Genomic DNA, 20,042 nt, shown 5'->3' with positions numbered 1-20,042 from the left:
CCCGGGGGTTCCCGGTGACCTTGCTGACGAGGATCGCCGAATCCGCCTGGCGGCGGGACGTCATACGGACGGAGCCATTTACGGCTCCCTCCGCATGACGTCCCGGGCGGCGAGGTGGGCGCGGACGGCGTCGAGCAGCGCGTCGGCGTCGACCGGCCCGCTCGTGTCGACGGTGACGAGCGGCGCGCCGTCGATCCGCAGCGGCCCGCGGTAGGACTCTCGGAGCCGCCGGATGCCCGCTGCGTGCTCCTCGGGCGTCCGGAGCCGGTCGAGGTGGCCCGGGTGTCGTCGCCGGGCCGCGAACCGGGCCGCGGCCTCCTCGACCGGACAGTCGCAGAACACCTCGACCACCCGGTCGGCGGCCGAGGCCAGCCGGGCGGGGGCGGTCTCGTGGTCCCACCAGTTCACCAGCACGGCCCGGCCGGACGTCTCGGCGAGGCGCAGGAGCACCTCGTCGCTGGCGCGGCTCAGCCGGTGCCGCTGCTCCCGGTCCGCGCAGCCCAGGGTGTCGAAGAGCGCCTCGGATGTCGTCCTTGTCGATCAGCGGCAGGGAGAGGCCGGCGCTGAGCAGACACCCGACCGTCGTCTTCCCGCTCGCCGCCAGGCCGGAGACGACGACGAGCACGGAGTCGGTCACGCGGCCGATCGTGTCAGCAGAAGGACTCCCCCCGCACGGCCGGCCAGGACACGCAGGGCGGCCGGCCCTGCCACGGGCGACCGCGGACTCAGGCGAGGGCGAGGAAGAGCTTCTCCATCTTCTTGACGTCGACGCCGTCGAGGCCGTCGTCGGTGTCGGTCAGGCACTGCTGCAGGCCGGTGGCGACGATGGCGTACCCGGCCCGGGACAGCGCCTTGTTGACCGCGGCGAGCTGGGTGAGGACCGACTCGCAGTCCGAGCCCTCCTCCATCATCTTGATGACGCTGGCCAGGTGCCCGTTGGCGCGCTTCATCCGCGTGATGATCGGCTTGATGTCGGTGGGCTCGAGGTCCATCGGCGTGCTCCTTCCAGGGCGGCGTGAGCCGCGGTGAGGCGTCGACGGGAGGTCGTGCCCCGTCCGAGTCGCTAACTGTACAACCCCCCAGGGGGTTCTGTTAGGTTCGATCCGATAACCCCCCAGGGGGTTAGAACCGGAACGTCGGAAGGACACCCCCATCATGCGCGAGATCGACATCGACCAGGCAGCAGCGGCCCTCGAGGAGGGCGCCGTCGTCATCGACGTCCGCGAGCCCGACGAGTACCGCGAGGGCCACCTCCCCGGCGCGATCAACATCCCGATGACCCGGCTGACGGCGCGTCTGGACGAGCTCGACCCCAGCCGTCCGGTCCACGTCGTGTGCGCCTCGGGCAACCGCAGCAGCGCCATGACCGACGTCCTGGTCGCGGCCGGCTTCGACGCCGTCAACGTCGCCGGCGGCACCGCCGCCTGGGTCCGGTCCGGCCGGCCGACCGAGAAGTGAGGAGGAGATGACCCACCCCATGGACCAGCACCAGACCGCCGCCGCGGGCACTGCTCCCCTGACGGTCCGCACCATCGAGACCCCGTCGCTGGGCGACCGCAGCTACCTCGTCCACGACGGCGAGGTCGCCTTCGTGGTCGACCCGCAGCGCGACATCGACCGCGTCCTGCAGGTCCTGGAGGACGACGGTGTGCGCCTGACCCACGTCCTCGAGACCCACCTCCACAACGACTACGTCACCGGCGGCCTGGCCCTGGCCGAGGCGACCGGTGCGGCGTACCTGGTCAACGGCGCGGACGAGGTCTCCTTCGACCGCACCCCGATCGGCGACAACGACGTGGTCGAGGTCGGCCCGCGGATGCGGGTGCGGGCGATCGCCACCCCCGGCCACACCTTCACCCATCTCTCCTACGCGCTGTCCACCGTCGTGGACGGAGCCGAGCAGCCGTACGCCGTCTTCACCGGCGGCTCCCTGCTGTACGGCGCCACCGGCCGCCCCGACCTGCTCGGCGACCAGCACACCGACGCCCTGGTGCGCCACCAGCACGCCTCGGCGCACCGGCTGGCCAGCGAGCTCCCCGACGACGCCGCGGTCTTCCCGACCCACGGCTTCGGCTCGTTCTGCTCGGCCACCCAGTCCGACGCCACCAGCTCCACCATCGGCCGGGAGAAGCGGTCGAACCCCGTCCTCACCCAGGACGAGGAGACCTACGTCCGCGAGCTGCTCGCGGGCCTGGTCGCCTGGCCGGCCTACTACGCCCACATGGGCCCGGCCAACGCCGCCGGCCCCGCCGCGCCCGACCTGTCCCCGGTCCGCGAGGCCGACGCCGCCGAGCTGCGCCGACGCATCGAGGCCGGCGAGTGGGTCGTGGACCTGCGCACCCGCACCGCGTTCGCCGCCGGGCACGCCCCCGGCACGCTCAACTTCGGCCTCGACGGCCCGTTCTCGACGTACCTGGGCTGGCTCATCGAGTGGGGCACGCCCCTCACGCTGCTCGGCGAGACCCCCGGGGACGTCGCCACCGCCCAGCGCGAGCTGGTCCGGATCGGGATCGACCGGCCCGCCGCCCAGGCGACCGGCGGCCCCGAGCAGTGGACCGAGGACGGCACGCTCGGGAGCTTCCCGACCGCGACCTTCGCCGACCTCGCGCAGGTGCGCCACCACCGCGAGGTGGTCGTCCTCGACGTCCGGCGCGCCGACGAGCACGCCGCGGGCGCCCTGGACGGCGCGCTGAACATCCCCCTGCACGAGCTCCCCCGCCGCGTCGCGGAGGTCCCGACCGGCGAGGTGTGGGTGCACTGCGCGGGCGGCTACCGCGCCGCGGTCGCCGCCTCGTTCATCGCCGCCGCCGGTGGCCGGATGCCGGTCGCGGTCGACGACTCCCTCGACCACGCCGCGCCGGCCGGGCTCCGGCTCGTCGCACCGGACGGACCCCGGGACGCCGGCTGAGATGACGCTGGTCCTCGCGCTCCTGGCCGGTGCGCTGATCGGGCTGTCCCTCGGGGCGCTCGGTGGCGGCGGCTCGATCCTGGCGGTGCCGGTCCTGGTCTACCTGTTGGACCAGTCCCCGGCCCAGGCGACCACCGGCTCGCTCGTGGTCGTCGGGGTCACCTCGCTGGTCGCGGCGGTCACCGCCCACCGCGCCGGCCGCGCGTTGGTCGCGCGCGGTGTCGTGTTCGGCCTCGTCGCCACCGGCGGCGCGGTCGCCGGCGCCAAGGCCGCCGCCCACGTCGACGAGGACGTGCTGCTCGCCGCGTTCGCCGCCCTGATGCTGCTCGTCGGCGGCCTGATGGCCACCCGGCAGCTCCGCCACCGGCGCGGCACGGGGCCGGCGGAGCCCGACGCCCCGGCCCCGCAGCTCGACGACCCGATCATCACCTTCCGACCGACCTTCGCCTGCGCGTGCCCCCGGGCGCTCAAGGTGCTGGTGACCGCCACCGTCGTGGGAGCGCTGACCGGGTTCCTCGGGGTCGGCGGCGGCTTCCTCGTCGTCCCCGCGCTGCTCCTCGCGCTCGCGCTGCCGATGGACAAGGCGGCCGGCACCTCGCTGGTCGTCATCACCATCACCAGCGCCACCGCGCTGGCCGTCCGCGCGGGCTCCGGGCCCGCCCCCGACTGGACCGCCGTGCTCGCACTGACCGGCGCCTCGGCCGCCACCGCCGTCCTCGGGGCCCGCCTCGCCGGCCGGATCGGGACCAGGCGGCTCCAGACCGGCTTCACCGTCCTCGTCCTGCTCGTCGCGCTCTACACCGCGACCCGCGCGGTCCTCGCGCTCACCTGACCCACGCACCACCAGCCCCACACCGGGCCCCCACCGGGCCCCACGAAGGAGAACCCCATGTGCCGACCCACCACCTGCCGTACCTGCCGCAAGACCACCTGGGCCGGCTGCGGCCAGCACGTCGCCCAGGTCAAGGCCTCCGTCCCCGCCGGCCAGTGGTGCCCGGGCCACCCCAAGGCCGAGCGCAGCAGCAGCGGCGGCTGGCTCAGCCGGCTGCTCGGCCGCTGAGCCCAGCGCAGACCGCCGGGACCGTCAGGTCCGCAGCACCCGGTCGAGCGCCTTGCCGCGGGCGAGCTCGTCGACGAGCTTGTCGAGGTAGCGGATCCGCCGCATGAGCGGGTCCTCGACCTCCTGCACCTTCACCCCGCAGACCGAGCCCGTGATCTGCGCGGCGAGCGGGTTCAGCCGGGCGGCCGCGAAGAAGTCCTCGAACGTCGTCCCGGCCTCGAGGTGGTGGGCCAGCTGTTCCCGGTCGAAGCCGGTCAGCCAGGTGATCACCTCGTCGAGCTCGGCTCGGGTCCGGCCCTTGCGCTCGAGCTTGGCGACGTACAGCGGGTAGACCGACGCCACGCTCGTCGTGAAGATCCGGTGCATCCGGCGAGGGTACGCCGCCGGCGACCCGCTCAGGCGCCCGTCGGTCGCCAGATGCCGAGCGCCCGGCCGATCGGCTCGGCGAGCTGCTCGGAGTACGCGGTCGTGACGTGCCCGAGGTCGCGCATGGTGATCGTCGCGCCGACGACCGCGGGGCAGACCCCGCCGGCGCAGAACCACCGCTGCGTGTCGACGAAGTCCGCGCCGGCCCCACGAGCGGCGTCGCGGGCGGCGAGCGTCACCCGGCGCGCGGCCTCGGACGGCCGGTCGAGGCAGTCCTCGAGCGTGGCGCCGCGACGGCCCAGGCAGTCGGCCGGCTCGCGCTCGCGCTTGGGCGCGTCGCCCAGGACGGCGACGCGCTCCGCGTGGGGCTGGACGTCGGCGACCAGGTCGGCGAAGCCGCGCTCCATCGCGGGCAGGATCCGGTCGCGGTCCTTGACGACCTCCTCGTCCACGACGATGCCGCGCGGCGCGGAGCCGGCGATGACGACCAGGTCGGGCTGGAGCTTCTCGACGCGCTTCTGCGCCCAGCGGTTGAAGGAGGTGCACTCGTCGAACGGCTCGTCCAGCTTCGGGTGCAGCGACTCGACGCGGGCGGGGGTGCAGGCGGACTTCACCAGGTAGTAGGTCCGCCAGCCGGCGTGCTCGGCGATCCGCTCGAAGGCAGGCACCCAGTGCCGGCCGTGGGAGTTGCCGAGCAGCACCAGCGTCCGCTCGGCGTCGGTGTCGCCGCGGGCGCACAGCCGCCACGGCGCGGCGCCGTACTCGCACTCCCCCAGGTCGGCCTTGTCGCCCTTGAGGTCGAGCAGGCCCGGCTCGAGCTCGGAGGGCACGGGGTCGCCCTCGCGCGCCGCCCGCGCGCTGGCCTGCACCAGCGCGACCGTGGGGTCCTCGGAGAACCGCTCGCCGGACGGGCCGCCGTCCTGGGAGGCGACGGTGATCGGCGGGGCGTCGTCCTGGACCAGGGAGCGCTCGACGACGAAGCCGGCCACGAGGCTGGCCGCCACCACGACGCCCAGCGAGGCCGGGTAGAGCTGGAGCGTGCGCCGCGTCGACCACGACAGCGTGCGGAACGGCGTCTCGACGAAGCGGTAGGAGGCCCAGGACAGCGCGAAGGTGACCAGCACCGCGAAGGCCGTCCCGCGCAGGCTCAGGTCGCGCCCGAGGTACTGGGTGGCGATGAGGAAGACCGGCCAGTGCCACAGGTAGAGGGAGTACGACGCGTCGCCGACCCACCGAAGCGGGCGGATGCCGAGCATGCGCTGCACGAGCGGCGGGCGGCCGGACCACTCGGCGCCGGCGAGCATGATCGCGCCCGTGCCGAGGACCGGCAGCAGCGCGACGTACCCGGGGAACGCGGTCTCCTCGGTGACGGTGAAGCAGGCGACGACCACCGCGGCCAGGCCGGTCGCGGCGAGCAGGCTGCGGTCGCGCGCGCCGAGCGGGCGCACCAGCCACGGCGCGATGATCGCGAGCAGCGCGCCGACGCCGAACTCCCAGGTGCGGGTGAAGGTGGAGAAGTACGCCGTCTCCGGGCTCACCTCCGAGGCGTGCACCGACCAGGCGAAGCTGGCCACCGTCATCGTGCCCAGCACGACCGCGGCCCGCGAGCGGACCGAGCCGCCCCGGCGGCCGCGGGTCGCCCACCACGCGGCGAGGACGACCAGCAGCGGCAGCACGAGGTAGAACTGCTCCTCGACCGCCAGCGACCAGTAGTGCTGGAACGGCGAGGCGGCGGTGTCCTGGGCGAAGTAGTCGGTCTGCTCGCTGGCGAAGCGGATGTTGGCCGCGAAGAACGCCGTCCACAGCGCGTCGGTCGCGGCGTCCTTGGCCTCGACGACGCCGAGCCACAGCGCGGAGGCCACCAGCGTGGCGACGGTGACGACGGTCGCGGCGGGCAGGATGCGGCGGGCGCGGCGGGCGTAGAACCTCACCAGCGAGACCGAGCCGTCGCGGTCGACCTCCTTGAGCAGGAGGTGGGTGATGAGGAAGCCCGAGACCACGAAGAAGACGTCGAGGGTGACGAAGCCGCCCGGGTAGGGGCTCAGCCCCGCGTGGTACAGCATGATCGCGAGCACCGCGAGGGCGCGCACGCCCTGGATGTCGTCGCGGAAGCCGCGCCGGCTCGCGTCCGGCGGTCGCTGGCCCCGAGAGGTCGGTGCCGACGGGGACGGACGCTGCGGAGAGGGCACGCGGACCTTTCGGGGCGGAGCGGGGTGGTCTGGACGGGCGACGGGCCTGACGTTAACAAGGTCGGCCGGCGCCCCCGGTGAGCGGTCAGGGGCGCTTCGGTGCCGCCGTCGCCTGCGCGCCGTCCTGAGCGCCGTCCTGCGAGCTGGCCTGCGGGGCGTCGCGCTCGCCCGGGTCGTCGTCGCGGAGGAAGAGGTACCAGTAGGACGTCGAGACGAAGACGACCGCGCCGACCAGGTTGCCGACCCCGGCGATCAGCCAGTTGAGCAGCACGTCGCCCCAGCCGAGGTCGGGCACCCCGGCGAACATGGCGGCGGGCAGGAAGAACATGTTGGCGACGACGTGGTCGAAGCCCATCGCCACGAACGCCATGATCGGGAAGAAGATCGCCAGGATCTTGCTGCCCACCGAACTGGCCGCCATCGACATCCAGACCGCCAGGCAGACCAGCCAGTTGCAGCCGACCGCCCGCAGGAACGTCTCCCACACCGAGTGGTCGCTCGCCTTGCCGTGGGCGATGCCGGCCAACCGGTCGAAGGTCATCGCCGCCGCGCTGCCCGGGTCGGCCGAGGAGCTGCCGATCACGCCGCTCTGCACGGCCAGGAAGAACGCGACGAACAGCGCGCCGAGCAGGTTGCCGACCAGGACCAGGGTCAGGTTGCGGGCCACGTCGCCCAACGAGAGCCGGCCCTCCAGCGCGCCCAGCGGCACGAGCATCATGTTGCCGGTGGCCAGGTCCGAGCCGGCGATGACGACGAGGATCAGGCCGAGGGTGAAGGCGGCCCCGGTGAACAGCGTCGGGAGCGTGCCCCACGTGGCCGGGTCCAGGCCGGAGGACACGCTGATCGCGACCATCCCGCCGAAGGCGATGTAGGCGCCGGCGAGGAAGGAGCTCACCAGGACCCGGTCCCAGGACCGGCGGACCTTCTTCACCCCGGCCGCCGCGGCGACGGTCGCGGTCTCCTGCGGATCGCGAGCGGACATCGTGCACCTCCGGGGACGGGGGTCGGCGGTGGCGTCCCTCGGTGGGGGCAGTACCCGGCCGGGCGGAGGGGATGCCCGCGACCTCACGGCCCGCCCAGGACCACCAGCTCCCGGGTCGCGCGGGTCATGGCGACGTACCGGTCCACGGCGGCGGCGAGCCCGCCCTCCCCCGCCCCGAACCGGTCCGGCTCGACCAGCACCACGAGGTCGAACTCCAGGCCCTTGGCCAGGGTCGGGGTGAGGTGGCGGACGCGGGGGCTGTCGAGCACGTCGGGTACGCCGGGCCGCTCGCCGTCGGCGGTGACGACGCAGGCGGTCCCCTCGGCGTGCGCGGCGAGCCAGCCCGCCAGGACCGCCGGGAGGTCGGCGACCCGCGCGTGCCGCACCGGGCGGCCGCCGGTGCGCACCGAGATCGGGACGTTGGCGTCCGGCAGCACGGCGCGGATGACCGGCTCCGCGGCCGCCATCACCTCCGCCGGGGTGCGGTAGTTGATCCTCAGCGAGGCGACCTGCACGTGCTCGAGCCCGACGCGGGCGAGCCGCTCGGGCCACGGCTCGGCGAACCCGTGCCGGGCCTGGGCCCGGTCGCCGACGACGGTGAGGCTGCGCGCGGGGCAGCGGCGCAGGAGCATCTGCCACTGGGCGTCGTCGAGCTCCTGGGCCTCGTCGACGACGACGTGGGCGAACGGCCCGGCCAGGCGGTCCGCCTGCGACCCACCGGGGACAGGGTCGAGGTCGGGCTCGGGGTCGGGGTCGGCCAGGGACTCCTGGAGATCCGCGCCGCGGAGCATCGACATCACCCGCATGTCGGAGTCGTCGATCGCCACCAGGTGGTCGACCACGTCGGCCATCCGGGCCCGCTGGGCGGCGGTCGCGGCCTCCTGCCGGCGTCGGCGCCGGGAGGCGGCAGGGTCGCCGAGGCGGTGGCGGGCGGCGTCGAGGAGCGGCAGGTCCGCGACCGTCCAGGCCCGCGGGTCCTCGCGCCGGAGCAGACGGACCTCCGCGGGGGTCAGCGAGGGCGCGCAGTGCCGGAGGTAGGCCGGCACGGTCCAGAGGTCGCCGACCAGGTCCTCGGCCTCGATCAGCGGCCAGGCCCGGTCGAAGGCCTCGCGCAGCTCGGGGTCGCGCGCCAGGGCGCGGCGTACCTGCTCCGGCGTCGGGTCGGGGTCGTCCTCGTCGAGGTCGTGCTTGTCCACCAGCATCGCCAGCAGCTCCTCCCAGACCTGGTCGCGGGCCTCGTTGTGCGGCGTGCCGGGGTCGGCCGACCCGAACGCCTCGGCCCACTCCGCGGCGCTGAGCCACACCTCGGACCACGGGGTCTGCACGGCCAGGCCCTCGGTCGGCGGCTCCTCGTAGAGCGCGACCGCCGGCTCGATCGCGGCCACCAGGGCGGCGTCGGCCTTGAGCCGGGCGACCTCGGGGTCGGGCTCCGGGACGGCGGTGGCGCCCTCGGGGACCAGGTCGCGCAGCGTGCAGGTCGCCACGCCGTCCTCCCCGAGGCTGGGGAGCACGTCGGCGACGTAGGAGAGGTAGGGCTGGTGCGGGCCGACGACGAGCACTCCCCCGCGCCGGCGGCCGAGCCGCGGGTCGGCGTGGAGCAGGTACGCCGCGCGGTGCAGCGCGACGACCGTCTTGCCGGTGCCGGGGCCGCCGTCGACGACCAGCACGCCGCGGGAGCCGGCGCGGATGATCGCGTCCTGGTCGGCCTGGATGGTGGCCAGCACGTCGCGCATCCGCTCGCTCCGGCTGCCGCCGAGGCTGGCGAGGAACGCCGACTGGTCGTCCAGGGCGGCGTGCCCCGCGAGCCCGTCGGCGGTGAACACCTCGTCCCAGTAGTCGCTGATCCGGCCGAGCGTCCACCGGTACCGCCGCCGGCTGAGGAGCCCCCGCGGGTCCGCGTGGGTCGCGCCGAAGAACGGCTCGGCCGCCGGCGAGCGCCAGTCCACCAGCAGCCGGCGGCCCGTCCGGTCGGTCAGGCCGAGGCGGCCCACGTAGACCGGCTCGCCCTCCGCCGGCACCATCCGCCCCAGGCACAGGTCGAGCCCGAACCGGCGCAGCGTCCTGATCCGGGCGGTCAGCCGGTGCACCTCCTGGTCCCGGTCGAGCGCCGCCTGCCCGTGCCGGCCACCCTCCCGACGTACGACGTCGAGCCGGTCGGCCAGGTCGGCCAGGCTCTGCTCGATCGTCCGCGCGATCGCCGCGAAGTGCTCATCGTCGGCCGCCACCAGCGCCGGGTCGGCCTTCGCCGCCAGCCGGTCGTCGAGGTCGAAGACCCCTCTGCTCCTCATCACGGCGGGCGATTCTGGGTCCGCCCGGGGGTCTTGCCGCAAGCCCCCCGACGCGCTATACCTTGGACATGGCGAGGGGTTCACCCCTCGCCTTTCGTGTGCCCGGAGCCGGTGCGTCGTCCCGCCCGGGCGCCCTCGTCGCGGGTCGTGTGCCTCAGGACGCGCGGGACCGCGACGTCAAGCACACGACCCCGCAGGGCGAGGCCGGGCGGCGCGGCTCGGGCGAACATGGGGCCCGAGCCGCGCACGCGCGCTCCGCCGGGCCGAGCCCCCGCGGCCGCTCGGCGGCGCACGCAGGTCCTTCGGTGCCGGGCGCCGAACGGATGGGTCACCCCGGCGGGCGGCCGCCGGCGGGTCCCCCTCGCCGGCTCGACGCATGGTGGCCGCGCAGCCACCACAGCGCGACCAGGCGGTCGTGGGCGGCGGCGGCCGGGAGGTGCGGGCACGCGGCGAGCGGCACCCCCGCGCGGGCGGCGAGCACACCCTCGTGCCAGGCCTCGAGCACGGCCTGCCGCATGTCCCGGAGCGGGTGGTGGTCCTCCGCGGTCATCGCTCCACGCCCGCCCCGACCGGGCCGGACCCGCCGGAGCCGGTCCCGCCGGGACCGGACCGACGCAGGACGGCAGCCGCGGCCACGAGCAGCAGCACGCCGGCGAGCGCGTCGAGCCACCAGTGGTTGGCGGTGACGACGACGATCGCGGTGGTGAGGACCGCGTGGCCGACCGCCAGCACGCCGAGCGGGCGCGGCCCGGTGCGCACGACGACGTAGGCGATCAGCACGGCCCAGCCGACGTGGAGGCTCGGCATGGCGGCAAGCTGGTTGGCCAGGGCGCCGCCCGCGCCGTCGTACGGCGAGGGGCCGTAGCGCGTCATGGTGTCCACGAACCCCCACTCGGGGAACATCCGCGGCGGCGCGAGCGGGAAGGCCACGTGCACGACGAGCGCGGCGCCGGTCTGCAGGACCACCAGGTTGCGGGCCCAGCGGTACTCCGCCACCGGCCGCCACAGGAAGCCCCAGACCAGGAAGACGACCATGAGCGGGAAGTGCACGCCCGTGTAGTAGACGTTGGCGACGCGGAGCAGGGCCTCGCCGTGGGCCAGCGCGTGGACCGCAGCCTGGAGCGCGGCCTCCGACGGCAGGCCGAGCAGGTCCTGGACCTCGCGCACCCACCGGGCGTTGCGGAACGCGACCAGCTCCCCGTCGTCCACCAGCGCCCGACCGAGCGTGTAGATCCCGAACAGCACCGAGACCAGGGCGAGCTCCGCCGCGGCCCGTCCGGCCACCCGCGGTGCGGGCGGCCGGACGGGCCGGGCGGTGGTGGTCATCCGAGGGTGAGCGGTACGGCGATCAGCCCGCCCGGCTCGCGCCGGCCAACGCCTGGCCGTCGGCGCCACCGTCGGTGTCGGTGTCGGTGTCGGCGGACTTCGCCGGCCGCTCGGGCCGGTAGCGCGGGCCCATCGGCGCGTGCGGAGCCGCACCCGGCCGGTTCAGCCAGCGGTCGACGACCAGGAAGTTCAGCGCGAGGCCGACGATGCCCCAGATCGCGATGACCAGGAGGTCGCCGCCGACGCCGGTGCCGTCGAGGTAGACGAGCGAGCGCGCCAGGTCGACCGCGGCCGGGAGCGGCAGGATGTCGGCCAGCGGGCGGAAGAACTCCGGGACCATGTAGATCGACAGGCCGCCGCCGGAGGCGGGCACGCCGGCCAGCATGACCACGATCATCACCGGGACCAGGGCGCCCAGGCCGCCGACCCGGATCAGGGTGGCGCTCGCCCAGGCGACCGCGAAGACGGTCAGGGTGCCGTACCCGATCAGCTCCAGCGCGTGCCCGTTGACCGCGCCGATGAGCACGTCGTAGAGGAACCACAGCCACACCGAGATCCCGACGGACCACCCGGCGACCAGCGGCAGCAGCTGGCGCGTGCGGGTCAGGTCGGGCGCCCCGCCGCGCATGACGGCGAAGAACAGGAAGCCGGCCATGATCCAGCCCATCCCGACGTACATGCTGTTGCTGCCGCCGGTGTCGTCCTCGGTCAGCGGGGCGATGTCCTCGGTCGCGAGCTCGCCCCCGCCCTCGGCGGCGACCGCCGCGAACATCTGGGTGACCGCGGACTGCTGGCTGGCCCCGGCACCGCCGGCAGTGACGAGCGTCGGGCTCTCGCCCGCGCCGCCCGGGAGGACGTACGCCGCCACGACGTCCTGGCTGCGGATGAGGTCGGTCGCCTCCTCCTGGGAGCCGACCACCTGGAGGTCCAGGTAGTCACCGAGCGCAGGCTCGAGCTGGTCGACGACCTGGCCCGCGGCGTCGGCCGGGCCGACCACCGCGACCGGCATGTCGCGGATGTCGGGCTGGTGCATCGAGAGGCTCATCAGGGTCACGACGGTGACCACGATGCTCAGCGGGAACAGCGCGACCGCGACCAGCCGGCGCCGGTACGGCGCGACCGGCCCGCCCGACAGCGCCGGCAGGGGCGCGTCGGGCTCGGTGTAGAGCGGCCCACCGACGATCAGGTCACCCGAGCGGCGCTCCTTGAGCACGGCCAGGCCCAGGCCCACGACCAGCCAGAGGGCGAGGGTGAGCACGTGGCCCCAGAAGCCGGCGCCGTCGAAGTAGACCGCCGAACGGATCGCCTCGCCGGCCGCGGGCAGCGGCAGCACCCCGTGGAGCCACTGGAGGAAGCCGGGCATGGCGTGGACGGAGAGGGCGAGGTTGGAGGAGGGCACACCGAAGACGACCCACAGCAGCATGCCGAGGAGCACCGCGAACGGGCCGAGCACCTTGGTGAACAGCAGCTGGGCCGAGGCGACCGCGGTGACGGCCAGCGTCCCGACGCCCAGGAACAGCGGGTAGTGCCCGTCGACGGCGCCGACGAGCGGACCGAGGACCAGCCAGACCAGCGAGCTGGTCAGCGCGCCCCAGCCGACCGCGATCGGCAGGAAGCGGCGCACGCGCAGCAGGTTCGGCGTGCCGAGCAGCATGCCGCTCAGCGGCACGTAGCCGGCGAGCATCATGCCCATCGCGGCGAACAGCGCCATCGTCCCCGACCCGTCGCCCTCGGGCAGCGGCACGACGTCGACGGTCTCCACCTGCCAGGACTCCGCGATCGCCGCCGCACCGAGGGTGCGGTCGACCAGCGTCGCCTGGGAGGCACCCGAGGCCATGGCGCGGTAGACCGTCGCCGTCTGGCCCTCGGCGGGGACCGCGATCGCACCGGCGACCTCCTGGTCGCGGACCAGGTCCTCGGCCTCGGCCACGTCGGCCACGCGGCGTACCTCGAGGGCACCGTCGGACCCGGCCTCGAGCTCCTCGGCGAACCGATCGGCCGCGGCACCCGCGCCGACCACGGCGACCGGGAGGTCACGGGGCTGCGGGTCGTGCATGGTGCCCATGTACGTCGCGTACATCATCGTGACGATGAGGAACGGCATGACGAACAGCGCGATCATGCGTCCCTTGCGCTCCACCGGGGTCTCCGGCGGGGGCGGCGGGTACTTCTCGGCGCTCGCGGCGGGGTTCCCGGTCGCGTCGTCGGGGTGGTTCGTGGACAAGTGCTGGTCCCCTCGCGCGCGGGCGGCCGCCGCGGCTGTGCTCGTCGTCGTCGCCCCGGACGAGGCGTCGGGGCGATAGTACGCCGCATGACTTAAAACGCTGAAACGATAGGCTGGCGGCTGCTCCACCCGCCGACGAGAGGGAGTCATGCCGCGTCCGGATGTCCGGCTGCCGCTCCTGGACGCCGCCGAACGACTCTTCGCCGAGCGCGGTATCGCGACCGTCTCCGACCGGCAGGTCGCCGAGGCCGCCGGCAACAGCAACCACTCGGCGGTGCACTACTACTTCGGCGGGCGGGTCGGCCTGCTCGAGGCGCTGGTCGAGCGGCACCACGCCGAGGTGGAGCCCGCCCAGGAGCGGATGTTCGAGCGGTCCGACTCGCTGCTCGGCGACGTCCGCGCGCTGGTCATCCCGCTCACCGACGTCTTCGCCGCCCAGCCCACGCCGTCGTGGCGCGCGCGCTTCCTGCAGCAGGTGATGACCGACCCGGCGACCGCGGACCTGATGCGCTCCGGCGCCGGCCGGCACCCGACCTCGACCCGCATCGTCGCCTCCGTGGCGCAGCGGCTCAGCCACCTCGACCCCCGCACGGTCGAGGCCCGCGGCCGGCTGACCCTGCACCTGGTCATCAGCGCGTGCGCCGAGATCGAGGAACGCGCCCAGGCCTCCGGCGAGCCGGCCCGGTGGGCCGAGGCCGGCGCCTTCCTCTGCGACGCGGTCGGCGGCCTGCTCCAGGCGCCGGTGACCAGCCCGCTCACCGCCCCCGCCGCGGACTGACCAGCCGGACTGACCAGCCGGGCCGGCCGTCGGGGCCGGCTTGCGGGTGCCGGCCCCGTCGTGTCGCTCCGCCACGACGGGCGCCCGCTGCGCCAGGATGTCCGCGGCCCGCCGCACGGAGCGCCGGTCACGACGCGACGGAAGGCACGGCATGCGGGCGATCCTGCTGGGCAGCGGGCTGGCGGTGGTCCTCTCGCTCCTGGGCACGCGGGTGGCAATCGGGTGGTTCATCCGGCACGGCTTCGGCCAGCCGATCCGGGACGACGGCCCCACGACCCACCACGTCAAGCGCGGGACGCCGACCATGGGCGGGCTGGTCATCATCGCCAGCGCGGTGGCGGCGTACCTCCTCGCGACGCTGGTGACTGGGTCACGCCCCACCGCCAGCGGCTGGTTGCTGCTCCTGCTGCTCCTCGGCTGTGGGGCGGTCGGCTTCCTCGACGACTTCATCAAGGTCTACACCCAGCACAACCAGGGCCTCAGCAGCCGCGCCAAGATGGCCGGCCAGACGTTGGTCGCGCTGGTCTTCGGGCTCCTGGCCACCCAGCTCTTCGCCGACGAGCGTGGCGTGCGGCCGGCCTCGCAGTACCTCTCCACCACCCACGACTGGGGGATCAAGCTGCCCCTGGTCGTGGCCCTGCTGCTGATCTGGTTCATCGTGACCGCCTCCTCCAACGGCGCGAACCTCGCCGACGGCGCCGACGGGCTGCTCGCGGGGACGGCGGCGATGGTCTTCGGGGCGTACGCCGTCGTGAACTTCTGGCAGAACAACCACCGTTGCGGCTCCCCCGACGTGGGGGCGTCGTGCTATGAGGTGCGCGACCCGCTGGACCTCGCGGTCGCCTCGGCGGCGATCGCCGCGGCGTGCATCGGCTTCCTGTGGTGGAACGCCAAGCCGGCGCAGATCATCATGGGCGACGTCGGCTCGCTCGCCCTCGGCGGCGCCCTGGCCGGGCTGGCGATCATGTCCCGGACCGAGCTGCTGATGGCCGTCATCGCCGGGCTGTTCGTGCTCGAGACGCTCTCGGTGCTGCTGCAGATGAGCTGGTTCAAGCTCACCCGGCGCGTCACCGGCACCGGGCGCCGGATCTTCCGGATCGCGCCCATCCACCACCACTTCGAGCACCTCGGCTGGGACGAGGTCACCGTCGTCATCCGGTTCTGGATCATCGCCGGGCTCTGCGTCGTGGCCGGCCTCGGCATCTTCTACGCCGACTGGCTCGGCTGACCCGCGTCGGCGCCGCCGCCAGGGTCAACCGCCAGAGAGTCAACCGCCAGGGTCAGCCGCCCGGGTCAGCCGTCGGTGAGCTCCTTGACCACGCGGGCGGGATTGCCGACGGCGACCACGTTGGCGGGCAGGTCCTTGGTGACGACCGCGCCGGCGCCGACGACGGTGTTCTCGCCGATCGTGACCCCCGGCAGCACGATCGCCCCGCCGCCCAGCCAGACGTTGTCGCCGATGGTGATCGGCGAGGCCGCCTCCCACTTGTCCCGCCGCGGCCCGGGCTCGAGCGGGTGGGTGGGGGTGAGCAGCTGGACGTTCGGCCCGATCTGCACGTCGTCGCCGATGGTGATCGCGGCGACGTCGAGCGCCACCAGGCCGAAGTTGGCGAAGCAGCGGGCCCCGATCGTGATGTTCGAGCCGTAGTCGACGTGGATCGGCGGCCGCAGCTCGGTGCCCTCCCCGATCGAGCCCAGGAGCTGCTCGAGGAGCAGGCGGCGCAGCGGCGCCTGCCGCACCGAGGTGGCGTTGTACGCCGCCATCAGGTCCAGCGCCACGGCGCTCGCCTCGCCGATCTCGGGGTCGTCGGCGACGTACAGCTCGCCGGCCTCCATCCGCTCGCGCATCGAGCGGGTGTCGGTCGCCTCCCCGGCGGTCACCGCAGTCCCTCGGCGAGCTCGGTGAGCGCGGCGTCGAGGGTGACCGCAGGCGACCAGCCCCAGCCGCGGGCGCGGTCGGCCACGATCCGGCCGGTCCACACCGGCTCCTCGACCCACTCCGGCTCGACGCCGACGGCCTCCGCGACGGTCCCGAAGTAGTCGCGGGCCCGGGCCGGCTCGGCGGCGAGGTTGACCGGCGTGCACTCCCCCGCGACCGGGCCGCGGGCCGGGTCCTCGGCGTCGGGCACGGCGCCGGTCGCCACGTCGGCGAGGAACGTCGCGAGGTCGGTGACGTGGACCCACGCGAACGACCGGTCCGGGGCGGTACGCCGCGCGGCCGGGTTCTCGCGGATGGCGCCGGGGCGCAGGGTGTTCCACACCGAGGTCGCCCCCGGCCCGAGGATCGCCGGCGGCCGGACGAGCACCCGCGTGATCGCCTCGACGGCGGCCAGCGAGGCGTCGGTGTCGCGCTTGGTGACGCCGTAGTCGCCCGCGTCCTCACCGACCAGCGCGGAGGACTCGTCCACGTCGTCCGCCCCGGGCGAGCGGTCGTAGACGGCGGCCGTCGAGACGTGCACCAGGCGGCGTACCCCGGCGTCGCGGGCGGCCCGGGCGATCGTCGTGGTGCCCTCGACCCCGACGCGGTGCTGGGTCTCGCGGTCCGCGGCCATCGGGTGCACGGTCGTGACGACCGCGCTCGCGCCGTCGACCACCGACGCGGCGAACCCGGGGTCGGAGAACTCTCCGACCCGCTCCTCGACGCCGGACGGCGCCGTCCCGGCCCGACGTACGACGCCGCGGACCCGCGCGCCGCGCTCGACCAGGGCCGCGCAGGTGGCGGCCCCGACGAAGCCGTTCGCGCCGGTCACCACGACGACGGGGGCATCTGCTGCTTGCTCGCTCATGGCGGCCACGATGGCACGCCGCGCCAGGCGCCGCCGGGTCAGCCGGGTCAGCCGGGTCAGCCGACCGAGCTGGTGCCCGACCGGGCGACCGCGGCGCGCAGCGCGTCCAGCTCGACGGGGAAGCGCTGCACCAGGTCCTCGGGGTGCGGCACCGACTCGCGGCACGCGATGACCCCGACGTGCAGGTGGCCGTGGTTCGACATCACCGTGATGTTCAGGCCCGCGCCGTGGAAGACCGGGCCCAGCGGGTAGAGCCCGAGCACCTCGGCCCCGCAGAAGTAGAGCGGCACCGGCGGGCCGGGCACGTTGGAGATCACCAGGTTGTGCACCACGGGGTGGCGCTCGGCCAGGCGCAGCCCGGCGTAGGTCCGCATCGCCAGGCCGAAGGTCCGCGGCGCCGCGAACTCCGCCCAGTCCTGCAGCGCGTCGGCGCTGATCGCGTTGTGGTGCTCCTTGGCGTGCTTGTTGCGGGTCGCCATCTCCTCGAGCCGGACCAGCGGGTCCTCCTCGTCGGTGCCGAGCTTGGCGAAGAGCGCGGAGACCTTGTTGACCCCGGCGGAGCGCTGGGAGGTGCCGTGGACCGAGACCGGCACGGTCGCCAGCAGCGAGTCCTCCGGCAGCTCGCCGCGGTCGGCGAGGTAGGAGCGCAGCGCGCCGCCGGCCACGGTGAGCACCACGTCGTTCACGGTGGTGCCGGTCGCGGCCTTGACCTCGCGCACCTGCTCCAGCTCCATGTCGACCAGCGCGATCGTCCGGTGGCTGGTGATGGTGCCGTTGAAGGAGGTGCGGGGCGCGGTCAGCGGGGCGGCCATGGCGGTGCCGGCCCGGGCCCGCCCGATCGTGCTGGCCACCGACCGCACCGACGGGGTGAGCAGGCGCGCGGCGTGCAGCGGCTTGGTGACGTTGGAGAGGACCGCCCGGCCGAGCAGCTCGAGGTGGTCGGCGTCGCGGCCGTAGCGCTGGTCGTCGGCCGTGCCCAGCGGCGGGGCCTCCGGCTCGAGGCTGCACAGGTGCGAGACCAGGTTCGCGCCGGAGACGCCGTCGACGGTGGCGTGGTGCATCTTCATGAACACCGCGACCAGGTCGTGGCCCAGCCCGGCGTCGTACCCCTCGATCACCCACATCTCCCACAGCGGCCGCGAGCGGTCCAGCGGCAGGCCGGCGAGGTGCCCGGCCAGCTCGGTGAGCTCGGCGAGGCCGCCCGGGCGGGGCAGCGCGAGGCGGTGCACGTGGCGCTCGATGTCGAACTGCTTGTCGCGCACCCAGATCGGGTGGTCCAGGCCCAGCGGCACGCGGCGCAGCTTGCGGGTGAAGGCGGGGGTGTCGCGGACCCGCTCGTCGATCGTCGCCTGGAGCCGGGCGAAGGAGTACTCCTCGGGCATCGTGGACGGGTCGAGCAGGATGAAGCCGCAGACGTGCATCAGCTGCGACGGCGTCTCCAGGTAGAGGAAGCTCGCATCGAGCCCCGACAGCCGGTCGAACATCGCAGGTCCCCCTCGGATAGAACGTGTTCTCAGTGTGCAACGCGCCGCGGCGCGACACGTCACGCGGTCGTCCGCGTGACGCACCTCAATTGCGGACTACTCTCGTCGGCATGTCGTTCCTGCGCCGTCAGATCGTGACCGCCGCGCTCACCGCGAACGCGATCCGGCCCCTGCCCGGCTTCCGCCCCGGCATCCCCGCGTTCATGGCCGGCTGGCTGGTCGGGGAGCTCGCCCCGCACGCGCTGGCGCTCACCGTCGCCGACGCCGCCGCGCACGCCCGCGGCCCGCGGCGCGACGTCCGCGGGCTGGCGCTGGCGGCCGCGAGCACGGCGGGCCTGTCCTACCTCGTCTGGCAGGCCCGCAAGGTCCAGCACCAGGCGGAGGACAGCCTGGTCGAGGCGCTCGGCGCCGACTACGTCGAGCAGCTCGACGCCGAGCCGACGCCCGCCGACCTGGCGGTGCCGTGGCGGCGCCTGGTCAACCCCTTCCGCATGCGCGACGCCCGCGTCCGGGTCGAGAAGAACATCGCCTACGACCCCGCGATCGGGAAGCGCGGTCTCCTCGACGTCTACTCCCCCGCCGACGGCGTGCCCGACGGCGGCGCACCGGTGCTGATCCAGGTGCACGGCGGCGGCTGGACGATCGGCAACAAGGACCAGCAGGGCATCCCGCTCATGCAGCACCTGGCCGGCAAGGGCTGGGTGTGCGTGGCGATCAACTACCGGCTCTCCCCGCGCGCGGAGTGGCCCGCCCACGTCATCGACGTGAAGAAGGCGATCGCCTGGGTCAAGGCCAACATCGCCGAGCACGGCGGCGACCCCGACTACATCGCGATCACCGGCGGCTCGGCGGGCGGCCACCTCGTCGCGCTCGCCGCCCTCACGCCCGGCGACGCGGCGTACCAGCCCGGCTTCGAGGACGCCGACACCTCCGTGCAGGTCGCGGTGCCGCACTACGGCGTGTACGACTTCGCCGGCTCGACCGGCACCCGGGCCGCCGAGCAGCTGCGCGACCTCTTCCTCGCCCCGCGCGTGCTCAAGACGACCTTCGCGGCGGACCCGCAGGCCTTCGAGGACGCCTCGCCGATCCTGCGGATCACCCCCGAGGCGCCCGACTTCTTCGTCCTGCACGGCGCCTACGACACGCTCGTCCCGGTCGCCCAGGCGCGGGCCTTCGTCGAGAAGCTGCGGCGGATCTCGAAGCGTTCGGTGGTGTACGCCGAGCTGCCCGGCGCCCAGCACGCCTTCGACATCTTCCCCTCGATCCGCAGCTCCCACGTCGTCCGCGCCATCGACCGCTACCTGCACTGGCACTGGAACCAGTACCGCCGCGAGCGCGGCCGCGTCGCCGGCTGACGCCCCAGCCACCCGCGGCCGGTTGAGCAGCGAGCGCCAGCGAGCGTGTCGAAACCCCGCGAGAGACCCACCACCCCAGGCCCCGCACACCTCACCGGGCCTCGACACGTCAGGCCCGGCGGCCCTCCCGCCCCACCCCCGCTGGTTGAGCAGCGAGCGCCAGCGAGCGTGTCGAAACCCCGCGAGAGACCCACGACCCCAGGCCCTGCCGACCTCACCGGGCCTCGACACGTCGGGCCCGGCGGCCCTCCTGCTCGACCAGCAGTACGCCCGCGACCCCCGCTGGTTGAGCAGCG

19 protein-coding genes are annotated in these 20,042 nt (G+C 74.4%); 7 read left to right on the top strand and 12 right to left on the bottom strand.

What is annotated here, in order from left to right; all coding sequences use genetic code 11:
* Positions 1-78: 78 nt before the first annotated feature.
* Together HPC71_RS09350 and HPC71_RS09345 are read right to left on the bottom strand one after the other, a co-directional pair.
* On the bottom strand, positions 79-450 hold the full coding sequence (locus tag HPC71_RS09350; protein WP_154614486.1) for a hypothetical protein: 372 nt from the start codon (positions 448-450) through the stop codon (positions 79-81).
* 275 nt (positions 451-725) lie between these two features.
* The gene (locus HPC71_RS09345; RefSeq protein ID WP_154614488.1) at positions 726-992 is read right to left on the bottom strand and encodes a metal-sensitive transcriptional regulator; all 267 of its coding nucleotides are present in this window, start codon (positions 990-992) and stop codon (positions 726-728) included.
* A 163-nt stretch (positions 993-1,155) separates the two neighbouring features.
* On the opposite strand from HPC71_RS09345, the gene HPC71_RS09340 reads away from it, so the two are divergent.
* The 4 genes from HPC71_RS09340 to HPC71_RS09325 are packed head-to-tail and all read left to right on the top strand — an operon-like array spanning position 1,156 to position 3,968.
* A complete protein-coding gene (locus HPC71_RS09340) occupies positions 1,156-1,458 on the top strand; it encodes a rhodanese-like domain-containing protein (protein ID WP_154614489.1) in 303 nt (100 codons plus the stop codon).
* Between the two features lie 7 nt (positions 1,459-1,465).
* Complete coding sequence (locus HPC71_RS09335; RefSeq protein ID WP_154614490.1) at positions 1,466-2,908, top strand: MBL fold metallo-hydrolase; 1,443 nt, start codon at positions 1,466-1,468, stop codon at positions 2,906-2,908.
* A 1-nt stretch (position 2,909) separates the two neighbouring features.
* Positions 2,910-3,740, top strand: coding sequence for a sulfite exporter TauE/SafE family protein (locus HPC71_RS09330; protein ID WP_154614492.1), 831 nt, complete (start codon positions 2,910-2,912; stop codon positions 3,738-3,740).
* A 57-nt stretch (positions 3,741-3,797) separates the two neighbouring features.
* The gene (locus HPC71_RS09325; protein WP_171896601.1) at positions 3,798-3,968 is read left to right on the top strand and encodes a DUF8730 family Cys-rich protein; all 171 of its coding nucleotides are present in this window, start codon (positions 3,798-3,800) and stop codon (positions 3,966-3,968) included.
* Positions 3,969-3,992: 24 nt separating this feature from the next.
* Here HPC71_RS09325 and HPC71_RS09320 read toward each other — a convergent pair whose 3' ends face one another.
* From HPC71_RS09320 to HPC71_RS09290, 7 genes are all read right to left on the bottom strand, one after another.
* Positions 3,993-4,334 (bottom strand): DUF2200 domain-containing protein, encoded by a 342-nt coding sequence (locus HPC71_RS09320; protein WP_154614493.1) that lies wholly within the window; start codon positions 4,332-4,334, stop codon positions 3,993-3,995.
* A 29-nt stretch (positions 4,335-4,363) separates the two neighbouring features.
* Positions 4,364-6,424: an acyltransferase family protein gene (locus HPC71_RS09315; protein WP_154614494.1), complete on the bottom strand. Its 2,061-nt coding sequence runs from the start codon at positions 6,422-6,424 to the stop codon at positions 4,364-4,366.
* 184 nt (positions 6,425-6,608) lie between these two features.
* Positions 6,609-7,505 carry a formate/nitrite transporter family protein gene (locus HPC71_RS09310; RefSeq protein WP_154614495.1) on the bottom strand — a complete coding sequence of 299 codons (897 nt, stop codon included), beginning with the start codon at positions 7,503-7,505 and terminating at the stop codon, positions 6,609-6,611.
* Positions 7,506-7,588: 83 nt separating this feature from the next.
* On the bottom strand, positions 7,589-9,793 hold the full coding sequence (gene helR, locus HPC71_RS09305) for an RNA polymerase recycling motor ATPase HelR (RefSeq protein WP_154614497.1): 2,205 nt from the start codon (positions 9,791-9,793) through the stop codon (positions 7,589-7,591).
* A 328-nt stretch (positions 9,794-10,121) separates the two neighbouring features.
* Positions 10,122-10,343 (bottom strand): hypothetical protein, encoded by a 222-nt coding sequence (locus HPC71_RS09300; RefSeq protein WP_154614499.1) that lies wholly within the window; start codon positions 10,341-10,343, stop codon positions 10,122-10,124.
* Positions 10,340-11,119 carry a phosphatase PAP2 family protein gene (locus HPC71_RS09295; RefSeq protein ID WP_171896600.1) on the bottom strand — a complete coding sequence of 260 codons (780 nt, stop codon included), beginning with the start codon at positions 11,117-11,119 and terminating at the stop codon, positions 10,340-10,342. Before HPC71_RS09295 ends, HPC71_RS09300 begins: the two co-directional genes overlap by 4 nt.
* Positions 11,120-11,141: 22 nt before the next feature.
* Positions 11,142-13,343, bottom strand: coding sequence for an ABC transporter permease (locus HPC71_RS09290; protein WP_154614506.1), 2,202 nt, complete (start codon positions 13,341-13,343; stop codon positions 11,142-11,144).
* 148 nt (positions 13,344-13,491) lie between these two features.
* Here HPC71_RS09290 and HPC71_RS09285 point away from each other — a divergent pair, with 148 nt between their 5' ends.
* Together HPC71_RS09285 and mraY are read left to right on the top strand one after the other, a co-directional pair.
* The gene (locus HPC71_RS09285; protein WP_154614508.1) at positions 13,492-14,121 is read left to right on the top strand and encodes a TetR/AcrR family transcriptional regulator; all 630 of its coding nucleotides are present in this window, start codon (positions 13,492-13,494) and stop codon (positions 14,119-14,121) included.
* 151 nt (positions 14,122-14,272) lie between these two features.
* Positions 14,273-15,349: a phospho-N-acetylmuramoyl-pentapeptide-transferase gene (mraY, locus tag HPC71_RS09280; protein ID WP_154614509.1), complete on the top strand. Its 1,077-nt coding sequence runs from the start codon at positions 14,273-14,275 to the stop codon at positions 15,347-15,349.
* Between the two features lie 65 nt (positions 15,350-15,414).
* Here mraY and HPC71_RS09275 read toward each other — a convergent pair whose 3' ends face one another.
* From HPC71_RS09275 to HPC71_RS09265, 3 genes are read right to left on the bottom strand one after another with little or no spacing between them, the layout of a single operon-like run.
* Positions 15,415-16,002 (bottom strand): sugar O-acetyltransferase, encoded by a 588-nt coding sequence (locus tag HPC71_RS09275; RefSeq protein ID WP_253943971.1) that lies wholly within the window; start codon positions 16,000-16,002, stop codon positions 15,415-15,417.
* Positions 15,999-16,907, bottom strand: coding sequence for an NAD-dependent epimerase/dehydratase family protein (locus tag HPC71_RS09270; RefSeq protein WP_154614510.1), 909 nt, complete (start codon positions 16,905-16,907; stop codon positions 15,999-16,001). Before HPC71_RS09270 ends, HPC71_RS09275 begins: the two co-directional genes overlap by 4 nt.
* A 56-nt stretch (positions 16,908-16,963) precedes the next feature.
* Positions 16,964-18,391 (bottom strand): WS/DGAT/MGAT family O-acyltransferase, encoded by a 1,428-nt coding sequence (locus tag HPC71_RS09265; protein WP_154611799.1) that lies wholly within the window; start codon positions 18,389-18,391, stop codon positions 16,964-16,966.
* A 110-nt stretch (positions 18,392-18,501) separates the two neighbouring features.
* Between HPC71_RS09265 and HPC71_RS09260 the strand changes: the two genes are divergently transcribed.
* Complete coding sequence (locus HPC71_RS09260) at positions 18,502-19,746, top strand: alpha/beta hydrolase (RefSeq protein ID WP_154611800.1); 1,245 nt, start codon at positions 18,502-18,504, stop codon at positions 19,744-19,746.
* Positions 19,747-20,042 lie beyond the last annotated feature (296 nt).

The organism is Nocardioides marmotae, assembly GCF_013177455.1.
Classification (GTDB): Bacteria; Actinomycetota; Actinomycetes; order Propionibacteriales; family Nocardioidaceae; genus Nocardioides; species Nocardioides marmotae.
The sequence above is the reverse complement of the archived record's forward strand: the minus strand, read 5'-3'. Positions and strand labels throughout refer to the sequence as shown.

Coding starts and splice junctions, on each gene's coding strand:
- HPC71_RS09345 (WP_154614488.1), bottom strand. CDS start 992: ATGGACCTCGAGCCCACCGACATCAAGCCGATCATCACGCGGATGAAG.
- HPC71_RS09340 (WP_154614489.1), top strand. CDS start 1,156: ATGCGCGAGATCGACATCGACCAGGCAGCAGCGGCCCTCGAGGAGGGC.
- HPC71_RS09335 (WP_154614490.1), top strand. CDS start 1,466: ATGACCCACCCCATGGACCAGCACCAGACCGCCGCCGCGGGCACTGCT.
- HPC71_RS09330 (WP_154614492.1), top strand. CDS start 2,910: ATGACGCTGGTCCTCGCGCTCCTGGCCGGTGCGCTGATCGGGCTGTCC.
- HPC71_RS09325 (WP_171896601.1), top strand. CDS start 3,798: ATGTGCCGACCCACCACCTGCCGTACCTGCCGCAAGACCACCTGGGCC.
- HPC71_RS09320 (WP_154614493.1), bottom strand. CDS start 4,334: ATGCACCGGATCTTCACGACGAGCGTGGCGTCGGTCTACCCGCTGTAC.
- HPC71_RS09310 (WP_154614495.1), bottom strand. CDS start 7,505: ATGTCCGCTCGCGATCCGCAGGAGACCGCGACCGTCGCCGCGGCGGCC.
- helR (WP_154614497.1), bottom strand. CDS start 9,793: ATGAGGAGCAGAGGGGTCTTCGACCTCGACGACCGGCTGGCGGCGAAG.
- HPC71_RS09300 (WP_154614499.1), bottom strand. CDS start 10,343: ATGACCGCGGAGGACCACCACCCGCTCCGGGACATGCGGCAGGCCGTG.
- HPC71_RS09295 (WP_171896600.1), bottom strand. CDS start 11,119: ATGACCACCACCGCCCGGCCCGTCCGGCCGCCCGCACCGCGGGTGGCC.
- HPC71_RS09285 (WP_154614508.1), top strand. CDS start 13,492: ATGCCGCGTCCGGATGTCCGGCTGCCGCTCCTGGACGCCGCCGAACGA.
- mraY (WP_154614509.1), top strand. CDS start 14,273: ATGCGGGCGATCCTGCTGGGCAGCGGGCTGGCGGTGGTCCTCTCGCTC.
- HPC71_RS09270 (WP_154614510.1), bottom strand. CDS start 16,907: ATGAGCGAGCAAGCAGCAGATGCCCCCGTCGTCGTGGTGACCGGCGCG.
- HPC71_RS09265 (WP_154611799.1), bottom strand. CDS start 18,391: ATGTTCGACCGGCTGTCGGGGCTCGATGCGAGCTTCCTCTACCTGGAG.
- HPC71_RS09260 (WP_154611800.1), top strand. CDS start 18,502: ATGTCGTTCCTGCGCCGTCAGATCGTGACCGCCGCGCTCACCGCGAAC.